Source organism: Pseudarthrobacter chlorophenolicus A6 (genome assembly GCF_000022025.1).
Taxonomy (GTDB): Bacteria; Actinomycetota; Actinomycetes; order Actinomycetales; family Micrococcaceae; genus Arthrobacter; species Arthrobacter chlorophenolicus.
This window is the reverse complement of record NC_011886.1, coordinates 3,555,961-3,577,260: the sequence shown is the minus strand read 5'-3', so window position 1 is coordinate 3,577,260 and position 21,300 is coordinate 3,555,961. Positions and strand designations below refer to the sequence as shown.

Below are 21,300 nucleotides of genomic sequence, written 5' to 3'. Positions count from 1 at the left end.
TCAGCCCACCAGTTCGTAGGCGGGGGTGGTGAGGAAGTCCGTGTAGCCGTCGGAGAGGCAGATGTCAGCGATCAGGTCGCTGGCCGGCTGGTAGTACCGGCTGAACGCTTCGTCGCCCACTTCGGTGCGGAGCCGTTCAGTTTCCTCGCCCAGGATCCGCTCCACCAGGTCCTTGGTGACCGTGTTGCCGGTATCCGCCAGGACGGACTTGTTCCGGATCTGCTGCCAGACCTGCGAGCGGGAGATCTCCGCGGTGGCGGCGTCCTCCATGAGGTTGTGGATGGCAACGGCACCGTTACCGGATAGCCATACGGCCGTGTAGGCCACCGCAACGTACAGGTTCAGGCGCAGTCCGGCCTCGGTGACCTGGCCCTCGGCGGAGGAGACGTCCAGGAGTTCGGCCGCGGTGACCGAAACTTCGGGGCGCTGCCGGTCCACCTGGTTCGGCTTGTCGCCGAGCACGGAATCGAACACCTCACGGCAGGTGGACACCAGGTCCGGGTGCGCAACCCAGGAACCGTCGAACCCGTCGTTGGCTTCACGGGTCTTGTCCGCCCGGACCTTCTCGAAGGCCGCTGCGGTGACCTCCGGGTGGCGGCGGTTGGGAATGACGGCGGCCATGCCGCCCATGGCGAAGGCACCGCGGCGGTGGCAGGTCTTGACCAGCAGCTCGGTGTAGGCGCGCATGAAGGGCGCGGTCATGGCCACGGAGGCGCGGTCCGGCAGGACAAACTCCTCGCCGGCGTCACGGAAGTACTTGATGATGCTGAACAGGTAGTCCCAGCGGCCGGCGTTCAGGCCCGAGGCGTGGTCCCGCAGTTCGTAGAGGATCTCGTCCATCTCGAACGCGGCAGGGATGGTCTCGATCAGCACCGTGGCGCGGATGGTGCCCTGGTGCAGGCCGAGGAAGTCCTGGGCGAACACGAACACGTCGTTCCACAGCCGGGCCTCGAGGTGGCTTTCCATCTTGGGCAGGTAGTAGTACGGGCCCTGCCCGTTCAGCACCAGCTGCTTGGCGATGTGGAAGAAGTGCAGGCCGAAGTCCACCAGTGCGCCCACGGCGGGTTCGCCGTTGACCAGGAGGTGCTTCTCCTGCATGTGCCAGCCGCGCGGGCGGGCCACCACGACGGCGAGCGGAGCGTCGGTGCGGAGCTTGTATTCCTTGCCCTCGTCCGAGGTGAAGCTGAGCGTGCCCTGCGCGGCGTCGCGGAGGTTGAGGATGGCGTCGATGACGTTGCCCCAGGTGGGTGTGCTGGCATCCTCAAGGTCCGCCAGCCACACCTTGGCGCCCGAGTTCAGCGCATTGATGGCCATCTTGGCCGGTGAGGCAGGTCCTGTCATCTCCACGCGGCGGTCCTGCAGGGCAGCAGGTGCGGGTGCGACCTTCCAGTCGCCGTCGCGCACGTCCTGCGTCTCCGGCAGGAAGTCCAGCTTGCCGGTCTCGGCCACGCGCTGCCGCTTGGCGGAACGGGCCGCCAGGAGTTCGTTGCGGGTGCCGGCGAACCGGTTGTGCAGTTCCTCCACGAACGCCAGCGCCTTGGGGGTGAGGATCTCCTCCGCGCGGTTGATCGGCCGGGGATCTGTGACAGTGATGGCCATTTCTGGTCCTTTCCTTAGGCTGAAGACTTGTGCTGAAGTCAGGCGGTGAATCAGGCGTTGGCCAGGGCGGCTTCCGGTTCCGGCTGTTCCGACGCTGCTGCGGTTGCCACGTTGGCGGCATGCGCTGCGGCGGCAACGGCTGAGGCAACATCGGCGGCCACATGGGGATCGAAGACGCTGGGGATAATGTAGCTGGCATTGAGCTCGTCGTCAGCTACCCGGTTGGCGATGGCTTCCGCGGCGGCCACCAGCATTTCGGGGGTGATGTCCGAGGCTCCGGCGTCCAGCAGGCCGCGGAAGAAGCCCGGGAAGGCCAGCACGTTGTTGATCTGGTTGGGGAAGTCGCTGCGCCCGGTGGCCACCACTGCCGCGTGCTTGGCGGCGATGACGGGGTCGATTTCCGGCGTGGGGTTGGCCATGGCGAACACAATGGCGTCCTTGGCCATCGAAGCTACCTGCTCCTCACCGATGACGTGCGGGGCGCTGACGCCGATAAACACGTCCGCGCCGACCAGTGCCTCGTGCAGGGTGCCGGAGAAGCCTTCCTCGTTGGTGTTCGCGGCGATCCAGCTGCGGTGTTCGTCGCTGTACGTTTCGCCGGCGTGGATGGCGCCTGAGCGGCCGGCGGCGACGATGTGCTCCGCACCCTGGGCCTTGAGGAGCTGGATGATGGCTGAGCCCGCGGCGCCGACGCCCGAGACCACGATCTTCACGTCGGAGAGCTTCTTGCCCACAACGCGCAGGGCGTTGACCAGGGCGGCGAGGGTGACGATGGCGGTTCCGTGCTGGTCGTCGTGGAAGACCGGGATGTCCAGCTCCTCGCGGAGACGGTTCTCGATCTCGAAGCAGCGCGGGGCGGCGATGTCTTCAAGGTTGATGCCGCCGTACACCGGGGCCATGGCCTTGGCGATCATGATGATCTCTTCGGTGTCCTGGGTGTCCAGGCAGACCGGCCACGCGTCAACGTTGGCGAACTGCTTGAACAGGGCTGCCTTGCCTTCCATGACGGGCAGGGCCGCGGCGGGGCCGATGTTGCCCAGGCCCAGGACGGCCGAGCCGTCCGTGAGCACGGCGATGGTGTTGCGCTTGACCGTCAGGTTGCGGGCCGCAGCGGGGTCTTCGGCAATGGCCAGGCAGACACGTGCGACGCCGGGGGTGTAGGCGCGCGAGAGGTCGTCGCGGTTCCGCAGGGCTACCTTGGGGACCACCTCGAGCTTGCCGCCGAGGTGCATCAGGAATGTGCGGTCCGAGACGTGCTGGACCGTGACGCCGTCCAGGGCGTTGAGGGCGTCCTTGACGCGGGCGGCGTGTTCGTCGTCGGTGGTGTTGCAGGTGACGTCCACAACGAGGGTTTCGTGGTGGGACTCGCTGACGTCCAGGGCGGTGATGGCGGCGCCTGCCGCACCCACTGCGGCGGCGAGCTCGCTCGTGGCGCTGAAGCTGGACGGCGCTTCGACGCGCAGGGTGATCGAGTTTCCGGGGCTGGGGTTCGCCATTGAATGTCCTCCTGTTGGGGCCGTGCATCGGCCTGTTCCGGTAAGCCTGTTCTCTACGAATGTTTTCGTATTATGGATATTATTATCTGCAAGATGGAAATACAAGCCCTCCGAATGCGACTGGAGGACGTGGGCGCCGGCGCGTGCCCGCAACTCCGTGCTTGATGTATGTTGGGTGTTCTAAGCACTCTTTTCACGATGTGGATAAGAGTTGTCGGATTCCGAGCCGTAGGAGACAACGGAATGGCAGAAAAAGCGTCCGGTGGCGTGCAGTCGGTAGAGCGCGTCTTTGAACTGCTGGAGCTGATCACGGATGCCGGCGGCGACGTCACCCTGAGCGAGTTGTCCTCCTCCACGGACCTGCCCCTGCCCACCATCCACCGCCTGCTGCGGACCCTGGTGTCGCTGGGCTATATCCGCCAGCTGCCCAACCGCCGCTACGCGCTGGGCCCGCGGCTGATCCGGCTCGGCGAAGGAGCCAACAAGCAGCTTGGTGCCGTCGCCCGTCCGCAGCTGAAGGCCCTGGTGGACCAGCTCGGCGAGACCTCCAACATGGCCGTACTGGACTCGGACATGGTCATCTACGTCGCGCAGGTGCCCTCGCTGCACTCGATGCGCATGTTCACGGAGGTGGGCCGGCGCGCCCACACCCACGCCACCGGCGTCGGGAAGGCCATCCTGGCCCAGCTCGACGATGAGACCGTCCGCGGCATCGTTGCCCGCGCAGGTATGCCCACGCCCACCGTGAAGAGTATCGGCGACGTCGAGGAACTCCTGGCTGACCTCAAGCTGATCCGGGAACGTGGCTACTCCATCGACGAAGAGGAACAGGAGCTGGGCGTCCGCTGCTTCGCCATGGCCGTCCCCAACGCCCCTACGCCCACGGCGATCTCCGTTTCAGGGCCGGTGTCCCGGGTGGACGAGCACTTCGCCGACAAAGCCGTACCGGTCCTCCGCCAGGCGGCCGAGACCATCTCCCGTGAACTGAACCGCACCTGACAGTCCCTAAAACTATGTACGACGGCGGCCCGCACCTTCGCTGGAAGGTGCGGGCCGCCGTCGTTCGCTGCGTATTTGCTAATGTTCAGAAGCCTTTTGCGCTGATTCGACGCGGACTTCCTTGCCGTCGCAGTCGAGGAGCTTGCCGCCTTCGAAGCGGTCGCCGTCCACCAGGCACTTGATGTCCTGTTCCTGCACCACGCGTTCGGTGCCGGCCACAAAGACGGACTGGTTGTCCGAGTTGCCGGCCTTGAGGTGGTTGAACAGCAGGTTCAGCAGGATGGCCATGACGGCTGCCGAGCTGATGCCGGAGTGGAAGATGGTGCTGAACCAGGACGGGAAGCGGTCGTAGAACGCCGGTGCCGCGATGGGGATCATGCCGAACCCGATGGAGGCGGCCACCACGATCAGGTTCATGTTGTTCTTGTATTCCACCTTGGACAGCGTGCGGATGCCGCTGGCGGCCACGGTGCCGAAGAGGACTACGCCGGCGCCGCCCAGAACGGGCGTGGGGACGGCTGCCACAACCCGGCCCAGGACCGGAAGCAGGCCGAGGATCACCAGGATCAGGCCGCCGGCGCTGACCACGAAGCGGCTCTTGACGCCGGTGATGGCCACCAGGCCCACGTTCTGGGCGAAGGCGCTCTGCGTGAAGGAGTTGAACAGCGGGGAGATGGCGCTGGAGAGCATGTCCGCGCGGAGGCCGTTGCCGATCCGCTTGGAGTCCACCTTGGTGCCCACGATTTCACCCACCGCGATGATGTCCGCCGACGTTTCGGTCAGGGTGACCAGGATGACGATCAGCATCGAGATGATGGCCGCGATCTCGAAGGTGGGCGGGCCGAATGCGAACGGGGTGGGGAAGGCGACGATCTCGCCCTGGCCCACTTTGGAGAAGTCGGCCATCCCGAACACGAACGCGATGCCGGTGCCGAGCACCATGGCCAGGAGGATGGAAAGCCGGGAGATGGCCGCGCTGCCCACCTTGCTCAGGAGCAGCACGATGCCCATGGTGGCGGCGGCCAGGCCAATGTTGGCCACGCTGCCGTAGTTTTCCGCCTTGTTGTTGCCGCCCATGGCCCAGTTGGCGGCCACGGGCATCAGGGTCAGGCCGATGGTGGTGATCACGGTGCCGGTGACCACCGGCGGGAAGAAGCGGATGATCTTCGAAAACAGCGGGGTGATCAGCAGGCCGATGAGCGAGGCCGCGATGACCGAGCCGAAGACGGCCTGGATGCCGCCGCCGCCGTGGACGATCGCCACCATGGTGGAAACGCCGGCAAAAGATACGCCCTGGACCAGGGGGAGCTGGGACCCGAAGAACGGGACGCCGATGGTCTGGAGGATGGTGGCGAGGCCGCCGACAAAAAGGCAGGCCGCGATCAGCAGGCCGATGTCCTGCGAGGACATGCCGGCTGCAGCGCCAATGATCAGGGGAGGGGCGATGATGCCGCCGTACATGGTGAGGACGTGCTGGAAGCCGTAGGCGAACGTGCTTCCCAGCGGGAGCCGCTGGTCTTCCGGACGGCCTGGCTGGACGCCTTGTCCGGCGGCTGCGGCGGCCAGTTTCTTCTTGGTGTTCATGGCAGACTTTCTTGGTTCATGGCAGACGTCATCGTCTGGCTAACTGGTGTCTGGCTAACAGGTGGATTTCGACAAGCTCAGTCACCGGTGGTTGAGCTTGCCGAAACCCAATCCGGATTTCGACAGGCTCAACCACCAGTGGGGGCCTAGCAGAAGCCGGCGATGCCGGACCAGGCTGCGGGTGCTGCGGTTGCGTCGTCACGCTGGACGGTGGCCTCGATCAGGCCGTACGGGCGGTCTGCTGCGAAGAACACCTCGTTGGGGTTGTCCAGTCCGAAGGGGGACAGGTCCACCAGGAAGTGGTGCTTGTTGGGCATGGAGAACTTGATCTCGTCGATCTCGCTGTGTGCCTCCAGGACCTTGGTGCCCATGTCGAACAGGGTCTGCTGCAGGGCGTGGGAGTACTTCTCGGTGAATCCTTCGAGCAGGAGGCCCTTGACGTCCTCGTAGCTCTTGTTGAAATCAAGGGTGCTGAAATCGGTGCCGGTCTTGAAGCGCCAGCGGGCGGAGACGTCCGTGGCGAGGATGCGGTCGGTGGTCTCCGGGAGGGTGGTGTAGCGGTCCCGGGGGTAGCCGACGAAGCCCGATTCGGTGGACTTCAGGACGGTCAGGTCCTTGAGCCCCGAAATAAGGTGGCTGGTGGCGCCGTCGCGGACCAGGACCGCGGTGCGGACTTCCTGGCCGTTGCGGACGAACGAGTGGTCGTGTTCGCTGCCGTGGGCCTGGATGCGGTTCCAGGCGTAGGACTCGGCTTCCCAGCGGCCGCCGCTGACCCAGTCGAAGCTGGAGGTGAAGTGCTCGCCGAGGCGCAGCAGGAACGCTTCCGGTGAGCCGATGCCGTCGCGGGCGAAGGCGTAAATGGTGTTCTTCTGGGTGTCCGTGGCCACCACGTGGGCGTTGTCGCCTTCCAGGTGGGCCGCGGAGAAGTCGCCGCGCAGCTGCGAGGTGACGTTCAGGTCTTCGATCTCGTGGCGGTTGGTGTCCCTGGTGATCTTGACGACGCGGACTTCGGCCTTGCCGTACTGGTTTTCGCCGAGAATGATCTTGCTGCTCATGGTCTTTTCCCAATCTCCGGTAAGTGGAACCAAGGTTCCATCACTGAAATTAAGCGCGCATTTCAAGCGCGTTTCCGGTGGAGCCGACCCAACAAAAAAGAGCCGGCATCCATTGATGCCAGCTCATTACGACCCTGCCTGCTGCTCCCAGGTTACGTGACCTGCGCCACGAGTTGCCTAACAGCGTACCCCTGCAAGCCGGTGGTGTACATCACAAGTTCAAAAATCCGATTGTGACCGGCGGGCCAGCAGCTGCCCCGCGGAACCATTGACGCAACGTCACGGATCCATCTACTCTTTTCATATAGCAAAAATTACTTTCCGTAATATGAAAACAAGAATTCGAGGAGGATCAGATGTACCAGCAGGAACCACAGGCAGTTGCACCGGCGAACACGGCGGCCCGTGCGGTCCCGGAGTTCTACCTCCCCCTCGGCGGCGGCACGGATCCGGACTTCTATGTTCCGGAGGACCGCATCCACGAACCCAGCCGCTTCTCGCGCTGGATCTCCGCCCTTCCGGGCTTCGGCCGGCAGCGCTAAGCCCCGGGCCGGCCGGGCCATTCCTTGCCGGCCCACGGATCGTAGTCGGCGATGAGTTCCTCCTGGCCCGGCCGGTCCGCCTCAGGGACGTGCTGCAGGTTGACCCGCACCCGGTACCAGAGCGAGCTTGAGCCCCGCATCCCGTCCACCATGACGTCTGCGGGCTGCAGGGCTTTGACGACGCCGGCGTGCCCGGACTTCCATTCCTCCAGCGCCTTGAGCGCCTCCGGTTTGGTTTTGGTGCGGGCCACCTCGATCAGCGGCATGGCGGACTGCCGGCGGCCGGATCCGTTTCCCGCCCGCGGCGCCTTCTCGGCCGGACCCAGGTCCTTCGCCAGGGCCAGCAGCCCGTCCAGCGAGCCGACGGCGTCATCAATGCCGGCGTGCGGATCGCCGATATCCGCGAACCGCTCCAGCACCGTGGGGACCGTGAAGCGTTCCGGCCGGACGGTGCGGACCTCGTCCCAGGTGAGCGGCGTAGACACCCGCGCGTCGGGCAGCGCACGCACCGAGTATGCCGAGGCCACGGTACGGTCTTTGGCATTCTGGTTGAAGTCGACGAACACGCTCTCGCCGCGTTCCTCCTTCCACCAGCGCGCGGTGGCCAGGCCAGGGGCCCGGTTCTCCACTTCGCGGGCCAGGGTTTCGGCGGCCAGCCGGACATCCTTGTAGGACCATTCCGGCGCAATGCGCACCAGGATGTGCAGCCCGCGGGACCCGCTGGTCTTGGGCCAGCCCACCAGCGCCACGTCGTCGAGTACCTCCTGCGCCACATACGCCACGTCCACGATCTGCGACCAGTCCACGCCCGGCATGGGGTCCAGGTCCACCCGCAGTTCGTCCGGATGTTCCAGGTCCTCGGCGCGGACAGGGTGCGGGTTCAGGTCCAGGCAGCCGAGGTTCACCACCCAGGCGAGGCCGGCTGCGTCCCGGATGACAGCTTCCTGCGCCGACGTTCCCGAGGCGTAGTGCAGCGTGGTGGTGTCAATGAACGGCGGATGGTTTTCCGGGACGCGTTTCTGGAAGAACGGTTCGGCGTCGATGCCCTTGGGGAACCGCTTCAGCACCATCGGCCTGCCGCCGGCACCCCGCAGCGCACCCTCCGCGACAGCAAGGTAGTACCGCACCAGGTCCAGCTTGGTCAGCCCCGGCTCGGGGAACACCACTTTGTCCGGGCTCGAGATCCGGACTTCAACACCCTCGATGTCCAGGATCTCGGCCGGCGTCTTTGACGGAGTCATGGCGCCACGCTAGCAGCGGCGTTGCTGCCTGTCAGCCGTTGACCAGCCTGCGCGCGGCCGTGGAGTGCTCCGCAATCAGCGCGGGGATGTCCAGCCCTGGGATCCGGCCGTCCACCACCCGCCACTGGCCGCCCACCATGACCCGGTCGGCCCTGTCGGCGGCGCACAGCAGCAGGGCCGCAATGGGGTCGTGGCTGCCGGAAAAGCGAAGGTCGTCCAGTTTGAACAGGGCGAGGTCGGCCTGCATCCCGGGTGCCAGCTGGCCCAGCCCATCCCGGCCAAGTACGGCGGCCGAGCCGCTGGTGGCCCAGCCGAGTGCGCGCTCCACCGGCACGTCGGCCCCGTAGCGCAGCCGCTGCAGGTACAGGGCCTGCCGGGCCTCGAGGATCATGTTGGAGGCATCGTTCGACGCCGAACCGTCCACTCCCAGCCCCACGGGAACTCCCGCGTCCTCCAGTTCCAGGACCCGCGCCGTTCCCGAGGCGAGGCGCATGTTGGACGTGGGGCAGTGCGCGACGGCGGTCCCCGCCGAACCGAGGCGGGCAATCTCTGCGTCGCTGAAATGGATGCCGTGCCCCAGCCAGGTGCGTTCCGTCAGCCAGCCCACGCTGTCCAGGTAGTCAACGGTCCGCAGCCCGAACCTCTCCCGGCAAAAGTCCTCCTCGTCCAGCGTTTCGGCCAAGTGCGTATGCAGCCGGACGTCCAGCCGTTCGGCCATCGCCGCGCTTTCGGCCATGATCTCCTTGGTCACAGAGAACGGCGAGCAGGGCGCCAGGGCTATCTGTATTACTGCATCGTCGCCGCGCTCGTGGTACGCCGAGACCAGGCGCTCGCTGTCCGCCAGCACCACCTCCGGATCCTGCACCGTGGACTGTGGGGGCAGGCCGCCGTCGTCCGTTCCCAACGTCATGGAGCCGCGGGTGAGGGTGGCGCGCATGCCCAGCCGGCGCACCGCCGCCACCTCGATGTCGATGGCGTCCTCCAGGCCGGCGGGGAAGAGGTAGTGGTGGTCGGCCGCGGTGGTGCAGCCGGAGAGCAGCAGCTCGGCCAGGGCAACCGTCGCGGCCAGCTCGAGGTCCTTTGGGGTGAGCCGCGCCCATACCGGATACAGGTTCTGCAGCCAGGGGAAAAGCGGGGCGTTGGCCACCGGCCCCCAGGCGCGCGTGAGGGTTTGGTAGAAGTGGTGGTGCGTGTTGATCAGCCCGGGGAGCAGCACATGGCTGCCGGCGTCGAAGGTCCGGGAGTAGGGTGCGGACGGCTGCTGGCCCGCGGCGAGGACCTCCGTGATCACGCCGTTGCTGATGACCAGCCCGCCCGAGGCGTCAAGGGAATTGGCAGTGAAGGCGGCCAGCGGGTTCCGGATCCAGAGTCGGGCAGCGGCATCGGGGGCGGCGGAAGCGGGAGAGGTGAAAGTCATGGAAAGCGTCCTTGTCTGAGCGGAGTTCTGCACGTTCCAGCTCAGTGAGGCCCTGTCTGCTGATCCAGGTGGCCGGCCGCCAACTGCCATGCGGCGGGCGGTCCGGGTCCGCACCAGCGTAGGGAATGCGCCGGCCAGCGTCAATGGCCGCGGAATGTGACCGGCGATCTCAAAAAGGCTGTGAGCACGACGTAACGCAGATTTCACATTGCGAAATAAAATTTCCAGAAACCTATGGCGTGGACCACAAACCGGTGCTAATCTCGATTCTGCCAAAGGCGGGCACCCGAACCCGGGAAGCTATCTACCAGGCGCAACTAAACCTTCACAGCACATGCTGAAGCCTGGTAACCGTTCGCACCTGGTTCCTCCGGTCCTTTGCGCGGCTTCAGGCTTCCCGGCACTAAGGAAGTCGCATCATGAGTACCACCGTCACGGCCGAGCAGTTCCTGGCCCGATCCATCCGGCTGGCAACAGCCAACGTCCTCAACAGCGGCGGGCCCTTCGGGGCCATGATCGTCACCGCGGACGGCAAGACGTTCGACGGCGTCAACCGCGTCACCGCGGACAACGACCCCACCGCCCACGCCGAAGTCACCGCCATCCGGACCGCCTGCCGCGAGATGGGCACGTTCGACCTCAGCGGCGCCGTCCTCTACACCAGCTGCGAGCCGTGCCCCATGTGCCTGGCCTCGGCACTCTGGGCCCGCGTGGAGCGTGTGGTCTTCGCCGCGGACCGCCACGACGCCGCCTCGGTGGGCTTCGACGACGCCGTGTTCTACGAGTACTTCGACAACCAGGACAGGGATTCCCTGATGCCGGTTTCCAAGCTGGAACTGGCCGATCCCCAGGCGCCGGCCCCGCTGGAGCCGTTCAACACCTGGAACACGCTCGAATCCAGGATTGACTACTAGGGCCCGGTGGCTGACATGACAATCCTGGACAACTCCTCTGAAAAGCAGGCTGCACTGTTCCCGAATGGAGACAACAGTGCAGAGCCCGCAGGGGCACGCGGCACGCAAACGGCAACCGGACGGGGACGGCAAGGCAGCACCCCGCCGGCGTCGAACAACATCCTTGACCGGTTCTTCCAGATCACCAAGCGCGGCTCCACCGTGGCCCGCGAGTTCCGCGGCGGACTGGTCACCTTCTTCACCATGGCGTACATCGTCATCCTGAACCCGCTGATCCTGGGCGGCTTCAGCGCGGACAACGCCCCCACCGACGTGGCGGGCGGCTGGCTCTCCGCCGCGCAGGTCGGAGCCGTCACAGGCCTCACCGCCGGCGTCATGACCATCCTCTTCGGCCTCATCGCCAACCTGCCGTTCGGCCTCGCAGCAGGCCTCGGTATCAACTCCTTCCTGGCCGTCTCCGTGATCCAGGAGGTCACGTGGGCCGAAGCCATGGGCCTGGTGGTGATCAACGGCATCCTGATCGTGCTGTTCGGCGTCACCGGCGCCCGGACCGCCATCTTCCGGGCGGTACCCAAGGAACTCAAGGCCGCCATCACCGTAGGCATCGGCCTGTTCATTGCGTTCATCGGCTTCGTGGACTCCGGCTTCGTCCGGCCCACCGCGGGCGGTCCGCCCGTCCAGCTGGGCGACGGCGGCTCCATCACGTCCGTACCAACGCTCGTGTTCGTCGTCGGCCTCCTTGCCATGGGCATCCTGGTGGCGCGCAAGGTCCAGGGCGGACTGCTCATCGGCATCGTCGGCACCACCGTGCTGGCCGCCGTCGTCGAGGCCTTCATGAAGATCGGCCCCGCCAGCGCCACCAACCCCGGCGGCTGGCACCTGAACACCCCCGTCCTGTCGGGCCAGCTCGTGTCAGCTCCGGACCTGGGCCTGGTGGGCCAGTTCGATCTCTTCGGCTCGTTCGCCAGGATCGGCGGACTCGCAGCCACCATGCTGGTCTTCACCCTCGTGTTCACCAACTTTTTCGACGCCATGGGCACCATGACAGGCCTGGCCAAGAGCGCCGGCGTCGCGCACAAGGACGGGACATTCCCGCGGCTCAAGTCCGCCTTCATCGTGGAAGGCTTCGGCGCTGTGGCCGGCGGGGCCACGTCGGGTTCCTCCAATACGGTCTACATCGACTCCGCCGCAGGCATCGGGGAAGGGGCCCGCACCGGGCTGGCCTCCGTGGTCACCGGCGTCCTGTTCCTTGGCTCGATGTTCCTCACCCCGCTCACCAGCGTGGTGCCGCTGGAGGTGGCTGCTGCTGCCCTGGTGGTGGTGGGCGCGATGATGATGGCGCAGATCCGCGAGATCAAGTTCACCAAGTTCACCGTGGCCCTGCCGGCCTTCCTCACGATCGTGACGATGCCGCTGAGCTACTCGATCGCCAACGGCATCGGCGTGGGCTTCGTCAGCTGGGCCATCATCGGCGCCGCGTCCGGAAAGGCGAAGAAGATCCATCCGCTCATGTGGGTGGTCAGTGCCGGGTTCCTGGTCTACTTCGCCCGCGGGCCCATCAACGCCCTGCTGGGCGGCTGACCCGCCGCGCGCCCCGCCGGGCGCCGGCAACCTTCCCCAACCACCTGCGAGGAACGACAATATGGACACCACCGCCGCGCGGAAGAAGGAGCACCGCAATGCTTGACCTGATTCCCCTGCCCGGCAGCTGGACGCCCCACCTGGGCGGACGGTTTGCCGTGGCCACCATTGTTGGTGCCGGCGGTTCAGTGCCCAGGCCGGTGGGCACCTCCATGCTGGTTGCCGAATCCGGGGCTGTGCTGGGCAGCCTCTCCGGCGGCTGCGTGGAGGGCGCCGTGGTGGCGCTGGCACAGGAAGCCATGGACGACGGCGGCAGCCGCCGGAGGACCTTCGGCTTCAGTTCCACGGACGCGTTCGCCGCCGGGCTCACCTGCGGCGGAGAGCTGGACATCCACGTGGAACCGGTGCCGGCCGCCGTGCCCGGCGGTACGCCGCACCCGCTGCGTGCAGCCCTCGTCCACCTGGCGGGCGCCGTCGCCGGCGAGCCCGTTGCCCTGGTGCGGCGCTTGTCTCCGGACGGAGTCGCCGGGGGCGGGAACGCCGTCGTCGTGCCGGATCCGGCCAGTGCCCGCGTGAAGGCTCCGGAACTTGCCGCGCTGCTGGGGGCCGTGGGACCCGGGCGGGAAGGGGCGGAAACTCCTGCCAACGTGCGGTTACAGCTGCAGTCGCTGCTGCGGGGCGGCGGAGCCGGTCTGGTTCCGCTGCCCGGTCCGGACGGGTGCCTTCCGGACCGGGCGGCGGGCCGCCCGCCCGGTGGCCCGGCCATCCTGGTGGAATCCCGGCTGGCCCCGCCACGGATGCTGGTGTTTGGCGCCAATGATTTCGGCGCCGCGCTGGTCCCCGCCGCCAAGCTCCTGGGTTACCACGTGACCCTGGTGGACGCCCGCCCGGCCTTCGCGGGCCAGCCCCGGTTCGCTGCCGCGGACGCCGTGGTCACGGACTGGCCGCACCGGTACCTGGCGGCAGAAGCAGCGGCGGGCAGGCTGGACAGCCGCACCGTGGCGGCCGTCCTCACCCACGACCCCAAGTTCGATCTTCCGCTCCTGGAAACCGCGCTCGGCCTCGACCTGGCCTACGTGGGGGCCATGGGGTCGCGGCGAAGCCACCTGCAGCGCGTCGACAGCCTGCTCAGCGCCGGCATCCGGCCCGGCCGGATCGCGCAGCTCCACTCACCCATCGGCCTGGACCTCGGCGCCGTCACGCCCGCGGAGGTGGCCGTGTCCATCACGGCCGAGCTCATTGCCGCACGGACCCGCGCCGCCAGCTGCGCACCGCTCCGTGAAACCTCCGGCAGTATCCACCAACACTCCGCGCCGTCGCAGGCGCCAGCCACCCTTTACCAGCAGGAGAACGCATGGACATGAACACCATCGAGGCCGTGGTCCCCACCACGGACCCCGCCCAGTGGCGCGACGGCGATGCCTGGCTCGCCGGCGGCACGGTCCTGTTCTCCTACGGCAGTTACGCCTTCGGGCCCCGCCCCGTCAGGCGCCTCCTCGACCTCGGCGCCGGCGGCTGGACACCCGTCACTGTCACCGATGACGGGATCGACCTTGCCGCCACCTGCACCATCGCCGAGCTGTACCGCCTCCCGGAGTCACCCGACGCCGCAGGCCTGTCCTGGCCGGCACTGGACCTGGTCCGGCCGTGCTGCGACTCCTTCGTTGCCTCCTTCAAGGTATGGAACATGTCCACCGTGGGCGGCAACCTGTGCACTTCCCTGCCCGCAGGGCCGGTCATCTCGCTGTGCGCGGGGCTGGACGGCGTGGCCACCGTGGTGGGGCCGGGCGGTACCAGCCGCAGCGTACCGGTGGCCGACTTCGTGACCGGGGACGCAAAAAACTGCCTGGCACCTGGTGAGCTGCTCCGCAGTGTCCACCTCCCGGCGTCGGCCCTTTCTTCGAGGGTGGCGTTCCGCCGCCTGTCGCTGAGCAACCTGGGCAGGTCCGGGGTGCTGCTGATCGGAAGGCTCGACGGCGGCACAGCCCTGGTCCTGACCGTCACCGCAGCCACCAAGCGGCCCGTGCAGCTGCGGTTCGACTCGCTGCCGGACGCAGACCACCTGGCGGCCTCACTCGACGACGCCATTCCTGACGGCCTGTACCACGACGACGTCCACGGGCTCCCGGCCTGGCGGCGGGACATGACCTACCGGCTGGCCGAAGAAATCCGTGCCGAACTGGCGGCACCTGGCGGGACAGGCGCGCCCGGCCCCGTGTCCGGCGACTTCTGGCCGCCCCGGAGCGCCCCGGCCTCCGGTTCCACAGCACTTCCGAAAGGGGCCTGAGCATGGCCATCAACATCAACGGCGCACCGGCCGAGACGGATCCCCGACCGGGCCAGTGCCTCCGGACCTTCCTCCGGGAACAGGGAAACCTCGGCGTCAAGAAAGGCTGCGACGGCGGCGACTGCGGGGCCTGCACAGTCCACGTGGACGGCACACCCGTCCACAGCTGCATCTACCCCGCCGTCCGCGCCGAGGGTCACTCGGTCACCACTATCGAAGGACTTGCGGAGGCGTCCGGCGACGGTGCCGGGCTGCACCCCGTGCAGCAGCAGTTCATGGAGCGGCAGGGATTCCAGTGCGGCTTCTGCACCGCCGGCATGGTGATGACAGCCGCCACGTTCGACGACGAACAAAAGGACAACCTGCCCCGCAACCTCAAAGGCAACCTCTGCCGCTGCACGGGCTACCGGGCCATTGCCGACGCCGTCTGCGGCCACGCCGGACACCCGGCACCGCAGGGGCAGGGCTCCGGTATCGCCGGGGCAAGCCAGCCGGACCCGGAACCCGGGCAGCTGGGCGATGACGTCCCCGCCCCCGCCAGCCGTGCAGTGGTCACCGGCACGGCCCGCTACACGCTGGACATCCCGCAGGACCAGCAGCAGTCGCTGCTGCACCTGAAGGTCCTCCGCTCGCCGCACGCCCACGCACGGGTGGTGTCCATCGATAAGGATGCCGCCCTCCGCATCCCCGGCGTGGTGGCTGTCTTCACCTCTGACGACGCTCCGGAGCAGCTGTTTTCCACCGCGCAGCACGAGCTCTTCACCGATGATCCGGACGATACCCGCGTGCTCGATGACGTGGTCCGGTTCATCGGGCAGCGCGTGGCCGCCGTCGTCGCCGAATCAGTGGCTGCCGCCGAGGCCGGCGTGCGGGCGCTCGCGGCGGAGTACGAAGAGCTGCCCGCCGTCTTCACGCCGCAGGATGCCCTGCGGCCCGGCGCTCCGCTGGTGCACGGCGGCAAGGATGGTGCCGCCGCCCGGATCTCCCGTCCGGACCGCAACGTGGTGGCGGAGCTGCATTCCGAGCTGGGAAGCGTGGCGGACGGGTTTTCGGCCGCAGACTTCATCCACGAACAGACCTACCAAACCCAGCGGGTGCAGCATGTGGCGCTCGAAACCCACGCCGCCATTGCCTCCGTTGACGCCGAAGGCCGGCTCCAGGTCCGCACCTCCAGCCAGGTGCCTTTCCTGGTCCGGCGCACCCTGTGCCGGGTGTTCGGGCTGGAAGAGGACCGGGTGCACGTGGTGGCAGGCAGGGTTGGCGGTGGCTTCGGGGGCAAGCAGGAAGTCCTCACCGAGGACCTCGTGGCGCTCGCGGCCCTGAAACTCAAGCGGCCCGTCCAGCTGGAACTGACCCGCACCGAACAGTTCACCGCCACCACAACCCGGCATCCGTTCACCATCAGGCTCAAGGCCGGGGCCAGCAGGGACGGCCACCTCACCGCGCTGGAGCTGGACGTCCTCACCAACACGGGCGCCTACGGAAACCATGGCCCCGGCGTCATGTTCCACGGCTGCGGCGAATCCCTCGCTGTGTACAAGTGCGACAACAAGAAAGTGGACGCCCACGCCATGTACACCAACACCGTCCCGGCCGGGGCCTTCCGCGGGTACGGGCTGAGCCAGATGATCTTCGCCGTGGAGTCCGCCATGGACGAACTCGCCGCCGGCATCGGCATGGACCCCTATGAGTTCCGCCGCCGGAACATGGTGCGCGAAGGTGACCACATGCTGTCCACGCACCCGGAACCCGAGGAAGACGTGCACTACGGCAGCTACGGGCTGGACCAGTGCCTGGATCTGGTGCGCGACGCCCTGGACCGGGGCCGGGAACGGTACCGGGCAGCCGGGCTGGACCAGCTCGGACCGGACTGGGTGAGCGGCGAGGGCGCCGCGCTGTCCATGATCGACACCGTGCCGCCGCGCGGACACTTTGCCCACTCCCGGATACGGCTCCTGGCCGACGGAACGTACCAGGCCGACGTCGGCACGGCGGAGTTCGGCAACGGCACCACCACCGTCCACGCCCAGCTGGCCGCCACCGCCCTGTCCACCGAGGCCGCCCGGGTGGCGGTGCGGCAGTCCGATACGGACCTCGTGGAGCACGATACCGGCGCCTTCGGCTCGGCCGGCACGGTGGTGGCCGGAAAAGCCACGCTCGCCGCGGCCGAGGAACTGGCAGTCCGCATCCGGGCCTTTGCCGCCGGCATCCGGCAGACCCAGGCCTCCGCCTGCGTCCTCGACGGAGACACTGTGGTGGTGGACCGAACGCCCGTGGCGCTGTCGGAACTGGCGCAGGCGGCCGCGGAGGCCGGCGTCGACCTCGCGGCTGAAGGCCGCTGGGGCGGAACCCCGAGGTCCGTGGCGTTCAACGTGCATGGCTTCCGCGTGGCGGTGAACCGGGGTACCGGTGAGCTGCGGATCCTGCAAAGCGTGCAGGCCGCCGACGCCGGCGTGGTGGTCAATCCCCGGCAGTGCCGCGGCCAGATCGAGGGCGGGATCGCGCAGGCCATTGGTGCAGCGCTGTACGAGGAAGTGGTGGTGGACAGCACCGGCAAGGTCACCACGGACATCCTGCGGCAGTACCACATCCCCACCTTCGCGGACGTGCCGCGCAGCGAGGTGTACTTTGCCGATACCAACGACAAGCTGGGGCCCCTGGGTGCCAAATCGATGAGCGAAAGCCCCTTCAACCCCGTGGCGCCGGCACTGGCCAATGCCATCCGGAACGCCACCGGGGTGCGGTTCGCGTCCCTGCCCATCGCCCGGGACCGGATCTACCTCGGGTTGAAGGAGGCCGGGATGGTGCCGGTAGGGGAGGGCGTTACCCGCTGATGCCGGTGTAACCTGTGCCCCATGACTGGCCCTGCAGCGGTGGACGAAGACGGGAATACGGCTGGTACCAGCCCGGCCCACGAGGGCGGAGGTGCCGCCGAGACTGTGGTGGACCGGCTGTTCTTCACCTTCAGCGGCCTGAGCTGCATCTGGTTTGCCGTGGTGCTCCTGCAGTCCAGCCTTGAATGGGGCCACATCTGGTTTCTCGTGGTGTTCTGGGCGGCCCTGGCCTATCTGGTACTGCCCCGCCTGCACCGCATCCTTACCCGGATCTACCTGCCGGACTATTTCATCGGCCGGTCGCGCACCAGCGACGGGTTGCTGGGGGATCCGGTCAACGTTGCCGTCCTGGGCACTGGCGGGCAGATCCATGCCGTTATGGAAAAGGCCAAGTGGACGCTCGCCGATCCGGTCACTGCCGTATCCAGTCGCCGGATCATTACCTCGACCTTGGCCCGGCGCAGCTACGACGAAGCGCCTGTGAGTCCGTTGTTCCTGTTCGGCCGGCAGCAGGATTTCGCCTATCAGCAGGAAGTGGACGGCAACCCGGGGAAGCGGCACCACATCAGGTTCTGGAAGGCACCCGCGGGATGGCTGCTGCCCGGAGGGATCTCAGTGAACTGGCTGGCGGCCGGTACCTACGATCGCGCCGTGGGCCTTTCGCTGTTTACGCTGCAGGTCACGCATAAAATTGCGGCGGGCATCGATGCGGAACGGGACTATGTGGTGGAGTCCATCCGCTCCGCTGCGCCCGAGGCCCGGGTCAGGACCATCAAGGATTTTTCCACCGGGTACCACTCCCGTAACGGGGGCGGGGACAGCATCACCACCGATGGCGACCTGCCCATTGTCGACCTCACCGGCATTCCGGCCCCTGAGTCCGTGCCCGCCGTACTGCAGAACCCGCGTGCCACACGCCCATTGCCCACGTTGTTCGGCGCTGTCCTGGTTGCCTGCAGGGGCTTCGCGGCCCTGTTCCTGACCTTCGCCCTGGCAGCTGCCGTAACCGATGGGTCCCTGACCGGGCCGCTCCTGGGTACCACCCCCACGCCTGATGTTTCTGCGGCGCTGGCACCGGCCGCCGTCGTGATGGGGCTCTTCGCCCTCACCGAATTCCTCCTGGCCTGGTTCATCTCCCGTGGCGGGAACCGGGCCCGCGTAACTGCCATGACCTTCGGCGCCCTGTCCATCATTGCCCAGTTCATCGCCACCCTTTCGGGTGGCCCGGCCATCACAATGGCCACCACGCTGGTCAGTTTTTCGCTGGACATCCTGTTGATCCTGGCCCTGTCCAGTGAACGTGCCCGGATTTTTGCCCGGAGCCGGACCGGAAGCCTTAGGGGACCCTTAAACCCGGACCCGCTGCCTTCGTCGGCCGCGTAAAGCCTCCGGGCACGTAACCCCGGCCAATTCACCCTGCCATGGAAGCACCCAATATAGTCGGGGGATGGAACAGCGGATTTTAGGCAGGACCGGACGGAACGTCTCCATCGTGGGGCTGGGCACCTGGCAGCTTGGCGCGGACTGGGGCAACGTTGACCCGGCCCAGGCCCAAGCCATCCTGGCGGCGTCCGCCGAGGCAGGCGTCACCTTCTTCGACACCGCCGACGTGTACGGCGATGGCAAGAGCGAACAGGCCATCGGCAAGTTCCTGGCCGACAACCCCGGGCTGGAGATCACCGTGGGCACCAAGATGGGCCGCCGGATGGACCAGCGTCCGGAAAACTACACCCTGGCCAACTTCCGCCAGTGGGTTGACCGCTCGCGGAAGAACCTGGGAACGGACACCCTGGACCTGGTCCAGCTGCACTGCCCGCCCACGCCGGTGTTCAGCAACAACGAGGTCTACGACGCCCTGGACACCCTGGTCTCGGAAGGTGCCATCCGCAACTACGGTGTCAGCGTGGAGCGGACGGATGAAGCCCTGGAAGCCATCCGGCGCCCGGGTACGGCCTCGGTCCAGATCATCCTGAACGCCTTCCGGCTCAAGCCGCTGGACGAGGTCCTGCCCGCCGCGAAGGCAGCTGGCGTGGGGATCATCGCCCGCGTTCCCCTGGCCTCCGGACTGCTGTCCGGGAAATACACCAAGGACACCACGTTCGCGGACAACGACCACCGGAACTACAACCGCGACGGCGGCTCCTTCGATGTGGGGGAGACCTTCTCCGGGGTGGACTTCCAGCTGGGCCTGAAGGCTGTGGCCGAGTTCGAACAGCTGGTCCCCTCCGGCGCCACCACCGCCCAGGCCGCCATCGCCTGGATCGCTGCCCAGAACGGCGTCACCACGGTGATCCCGGGCGCCCGCAACGTGGACCAGGCCGTGGCTAACGCTGCCGCCGCTGACGTGGCTGTCACCGATGAATTCGGCGAGGGCGTCCGCTGGATCTACGACCACTACTTCCGCGAGGCCATCCACCCGCGCTGGTAGCCGTGATTCCAGGTCCGGGGAGTTCCATGCGGCCAGCGGACAACGTCGACGCGTTCATTGGCGCGCTCGCTGCCGTGGAGCCGGGCGCTGACTCGACCAACTTTTTCGACCACACGGTCCCTGAGAACGCACTGCGCCGGGACAACCTTGCGCTCTACCTGCAGGGGATGCTGGAACGCCGGCCATCCATCCTGCTGGTGGGCGAGGCGCCGGGCTTCCGGGGCATGCGTATTACCGGCGTGCCCTTCACCAACCGCACCATCTTCGAGGGGCCGGCCAACAGCTTTGGACTGTTCGGGCCCGGCAAGGGATACGTCCTGCCGCCCGAGGCCGCGGGGGTTGCGGCGGAACCCACCGCAACGGTGATGTGGGAGGTCCTGGCCGAACTCGGCGTGCTGCCGCTGCTGTGGAGCGCTTTCCCGTGGCATCCGCACAAGCCGGGGCAGCCGCTGACCAACCGCACGCCGCGGCCGTCCGAAGCGGCCCTGGGCACCCCGTTCTGGCACGCCCTGGCGGAGCTCTTCGCTGTCCGCACCATCGTGGCCGTCGGCAACGTGGCCCACCGCAGCCTGCTCCGGAACGGGCTCGATGCGCCCAGGATCCGGCATCCGGCCCACGGCGGCCGGGCCGGTTTCAAGAGCGGGTTGGAGCAGTTGCTACTGAAGTAAGCCCAGCTGGTCCGGGGTGTCCACATCCTCGCCGGTGGATAGGTCGCTGCAGTCCACCTCATCCACCAGTGCAGGGTGGTCCCGCAGGAAGCCCCGTGCCCCGGCATCACCGGTCACCGTTGCGGCAACCGCCGGCCGGAGTGACGCATCAATCAGTAGCGGATGGCCGCGCTGGAGTTGGCTGCCTGGACTGCCGTCAGGGAGATCCCGACGGCGGTAGGCGGCGGCGGTGATCCGGCCCGGGCGGTGGGCGGCCAGCAGCCGCGCCACCGTTTCCGGGGTCAAGCCCGGCTGATCGGCCAGGGCAACCAGCAGATGGTCCGCAGGATCTGCTTCCTTTTCGCCGAGCAGGAAGGAACTGCCCATGCCGGACTGCCAGTCCTTATTGGCGGCAACCCGGCAACGGCCCAGATCGGCCGCCGCGGCAACCTCCGCGGCACCGGCACCGAGGACCACCACCACCTCCCGGCAGCCGCCGTCGAGCAGGCTCCCGGCCACAGCCTCCACCAGCGGGCGCCCGCGGAAGGGGAGCAGGGCTTTGGGCCCCCGGCCCAGGCGTGTCCCGGCGCCGGCGGCCAGGACAATACCGGTGGTCCGCCGCTGCTGCCCGCTCCCTGATGTCATACCTGCACCCTAGCCATAAAGGCGGCCGGAA

17 protein-coding genes are annotated in these 21,300 nt (G+C 67.4%); 10 read left to right on the top strand and 7 right to left on the bottom strand.

All coding sequences use genetic code 11. The features are described from left to right. Both aceB and ACHL_RS16125 read right to left on the bottom strand, forming a co-directional pair. Positions 1–1,599 (bottom strand): malate synthase A, encoded by a 1,599-nt coding sequence (gene aceB / locus ACHL_RS16130; RefSeq protein ID WP_015938367.1) that lies wholly within the window; start codon positions 1,597–1,599, stop codon positions 1–3. Between the two features lie 50 nt (positions 1,600–1,649). Then, positions 1,650–3,095: an NAD-dependent malic enzyme gene (locus ACHL_RS16125; protein ID WP_015938366.1), complete on the bottom strand. Its 1,446-nt coding sequence runs from the start codon at positions 3,093–3,095 to the stop codon at positions 1,650–1,652. Between the two features lie 243 nt (positions 3,096–3,338). Between ACHL_RS16125 and ACHL_RS16120 the strand changes: the two genes are divergently transcribed. Further along, positions 3,339–4,094, top strand: a complete 756-nt coding sequence (locus tag ACHL_RS16120) for an IclR family transcriptional regulator (RefSeq protein ID WP_015938365.1) — start codon at positions 3,339–3,341, stop codon at positions 4,092–4,094. Positions 4,095–4,172: 78 nt separating this feature from the next. Here the strand turns inward: ACHL_RS16120 and ACHL_RS16115 are convergent, their stop codons facing one another. Then, positions 4,173–5,678: a nucleobase:cation symporter-2 family protein gene (locus ACHL_RS16115; protein ID WP_015938364.1), complete on the bottom strand. Its 1,506-nt coding sequence runs from the start codon at positions 5,676–5,678 to the stop codon at positions 4,173–4,175. A gap of 146 nt (positions 5,679–5,824) precedes the next feature. Continuing rightward, positions 5,825–6,733: a factor-independent urate hydroxylase gene (gene pucL / locus ACHL_RS16110; protein WP_015938363.1), complete on the bottom strand. Its 909-nt coding sequence runs from the start codon at positions 6,731–6,733 to the stop codon at positions 5,825–5,827. A 356-nt stretch (positions 6,734–7,089) separates the two neighbouring features. Here pucL and ACHL_RS16105 point away from each other — a divergent pair, with 356 nt between their 5' ends. After that, positions 7,090–7,275 carry a hypothetical protein gene (locus ACHL_RS16105; protein WP_015938362.1) on the top strand — a complete coding sequence of 62 codons (186 nt, stop codon included), beginning with the start codon at positions 7,090–7,092 and terminating at the stop codon, positions 7,273–7,275. On the opposite strand, the gene ligD is transcribed toward ACHL_RS16105, so the two are convergent. Then, positions 7,272–8,516 (bottom strand): non-homologous end-joining DNA ligase, encoded by a 1,245-nt coding sequence (ligD, locus tag ACHL_RS16100; RefSeq protein WP_015938361.1) that lies wholly within the window; start codon positions 8,514–8,516, stop codon positions 7,272–7,274. The genes ACHL_RS16105 and ligD overlap by 4 nt on opposite strands. A 31-nt stretch (positions 8,517–8,547) precedes the next feature. Further along, complete coding sequence (locus tag ACHL_RS16095; protein WP_015938360.1) at positions 8,548–9,933, bottom strand: 8-oxoguanine deaminase; 1,386 nt, start codon at positions 9,931–9,933, stop codon at positions 8,548–8,550. A gap of 419 nt (positions 9,934–10,352) precedes the next feature. Here ACHL_RS16095 and ACHL_RS16090 point away from each other — a divergent pair, with 419 nt between their 5' ends. The 8 genes from ACHL_RS16090 (at position 10,353) to ACHL_RS16055 (ending at position 20,645) form a co-directional block, all read left to right on the top strand. Then, complete coding sequence (locus ACHL_RS16090) at positions 10,353–10,847, top strand: nucleoside deaminase (RefSeq protein ID WP_015938359.1); 495 nt, start codon at positions 10,353–10,355, stop codon at positions 10,845–10,847. Between the two features lie 15 nt (positions 10,848–10,862). Next, complete coding sequence (locus tag ACHL_RS16085; RefSeq protein WP_015938358.1) at positions 10,863–12,428, top strand: NCS2 family permease; 1,566 nt, start codon at positions 10,863–10,865, stop codon at positions 12,426–12,428. A gap of 98 nt (positions 12,429–12,526) precedes the next feature. Next, on the top strand, positions 12,527–13,792 hold the full coding sequence (locus ACHL_RS16080) for an XdhC family protein (RefSeq protein ID WP_015938357.1): 1,266 nt from the start codon (positions 12,527–12,529) through the stop codon (positions 13,790–13,792). Then, positions 13,783–14,715 carry an FAD binding domain-containing protein gene (locus tag ACHL_RS16075; protein WP_015938356.1) on the top strand — a complete coding sequence of 311 codons (933 nt, stop codon included), beginning with the start codon at positions 13,783–13,785 and terminating at the stop codon, positions 14,713–14,715. The genes ACHL_RS16080 and ACHL_RS16075 overlap by 10 nt, the downstream gene beginning before the upstream one ends. 2 nt (positions 14,716–14,717) lie before the next feature. Further along, on the top strand, positions 14,718–17,549 hold the full coding sequence (locus tag ACHL_RS16070) for a molybdopterin-dependent oxidoreductase (RefSeq protein ID WP_015938355.1): 2,832 nt from the start codon (positions 14,718–14,720) through the stop codon (positions 17,547–17,549). Positions 17,550–17,570: 21 nt separating this feature from the next. Further along, entirely contained in the window at positions 17,571–18,932 is a 1,362-nt protein-coding gene (locus ACHL_RS16065) for an LssY C-terminal domain-containing protein (RefSeq protein ID WP_015938354.1), read from the top strand. A 64-nt stretch (positions 18,933–18,996) separates the two neighbouring features. Then, entirely contained in the window at positions 18,997–19,977 is a 981-nt protein-coding gene (locus tag ACHL_RS16060; protein WP_015938353.1) for an aldo/keto reductase, read from the top strand. A gap of 26 nt (positions 19,978–20,003) precedes the next feature. Then, positions 20,004–20,645, top strand: a complete 642-nt coding sequence (locus ACHL_RS16055; protein ID WP_015938352.1) for a uracil-DNA glycosylase — start codon at positions 20,004–20,006, stop codon at positions 20,643–20,645. Here ACHL_RS16055 and nboR read toward each other — a convergent pair. Continuing rightward, on the bottom strand, positions 20,634–21,269 hold the full coding sequence (gene nboR / locus ACHL_RS16050) for a nicotine blue oxidoreductase (RefSeq protein WP_015938351.1): 636 nt from the start codon (positions 21,267–21,269) through the stop codon (positions 20,634–20,636). The genes ACHL_RS16055 and nboR overlap by 12 nt on opposite strands. Positions 21,270–21,300 lie beyond the last annotated feature (31 nt).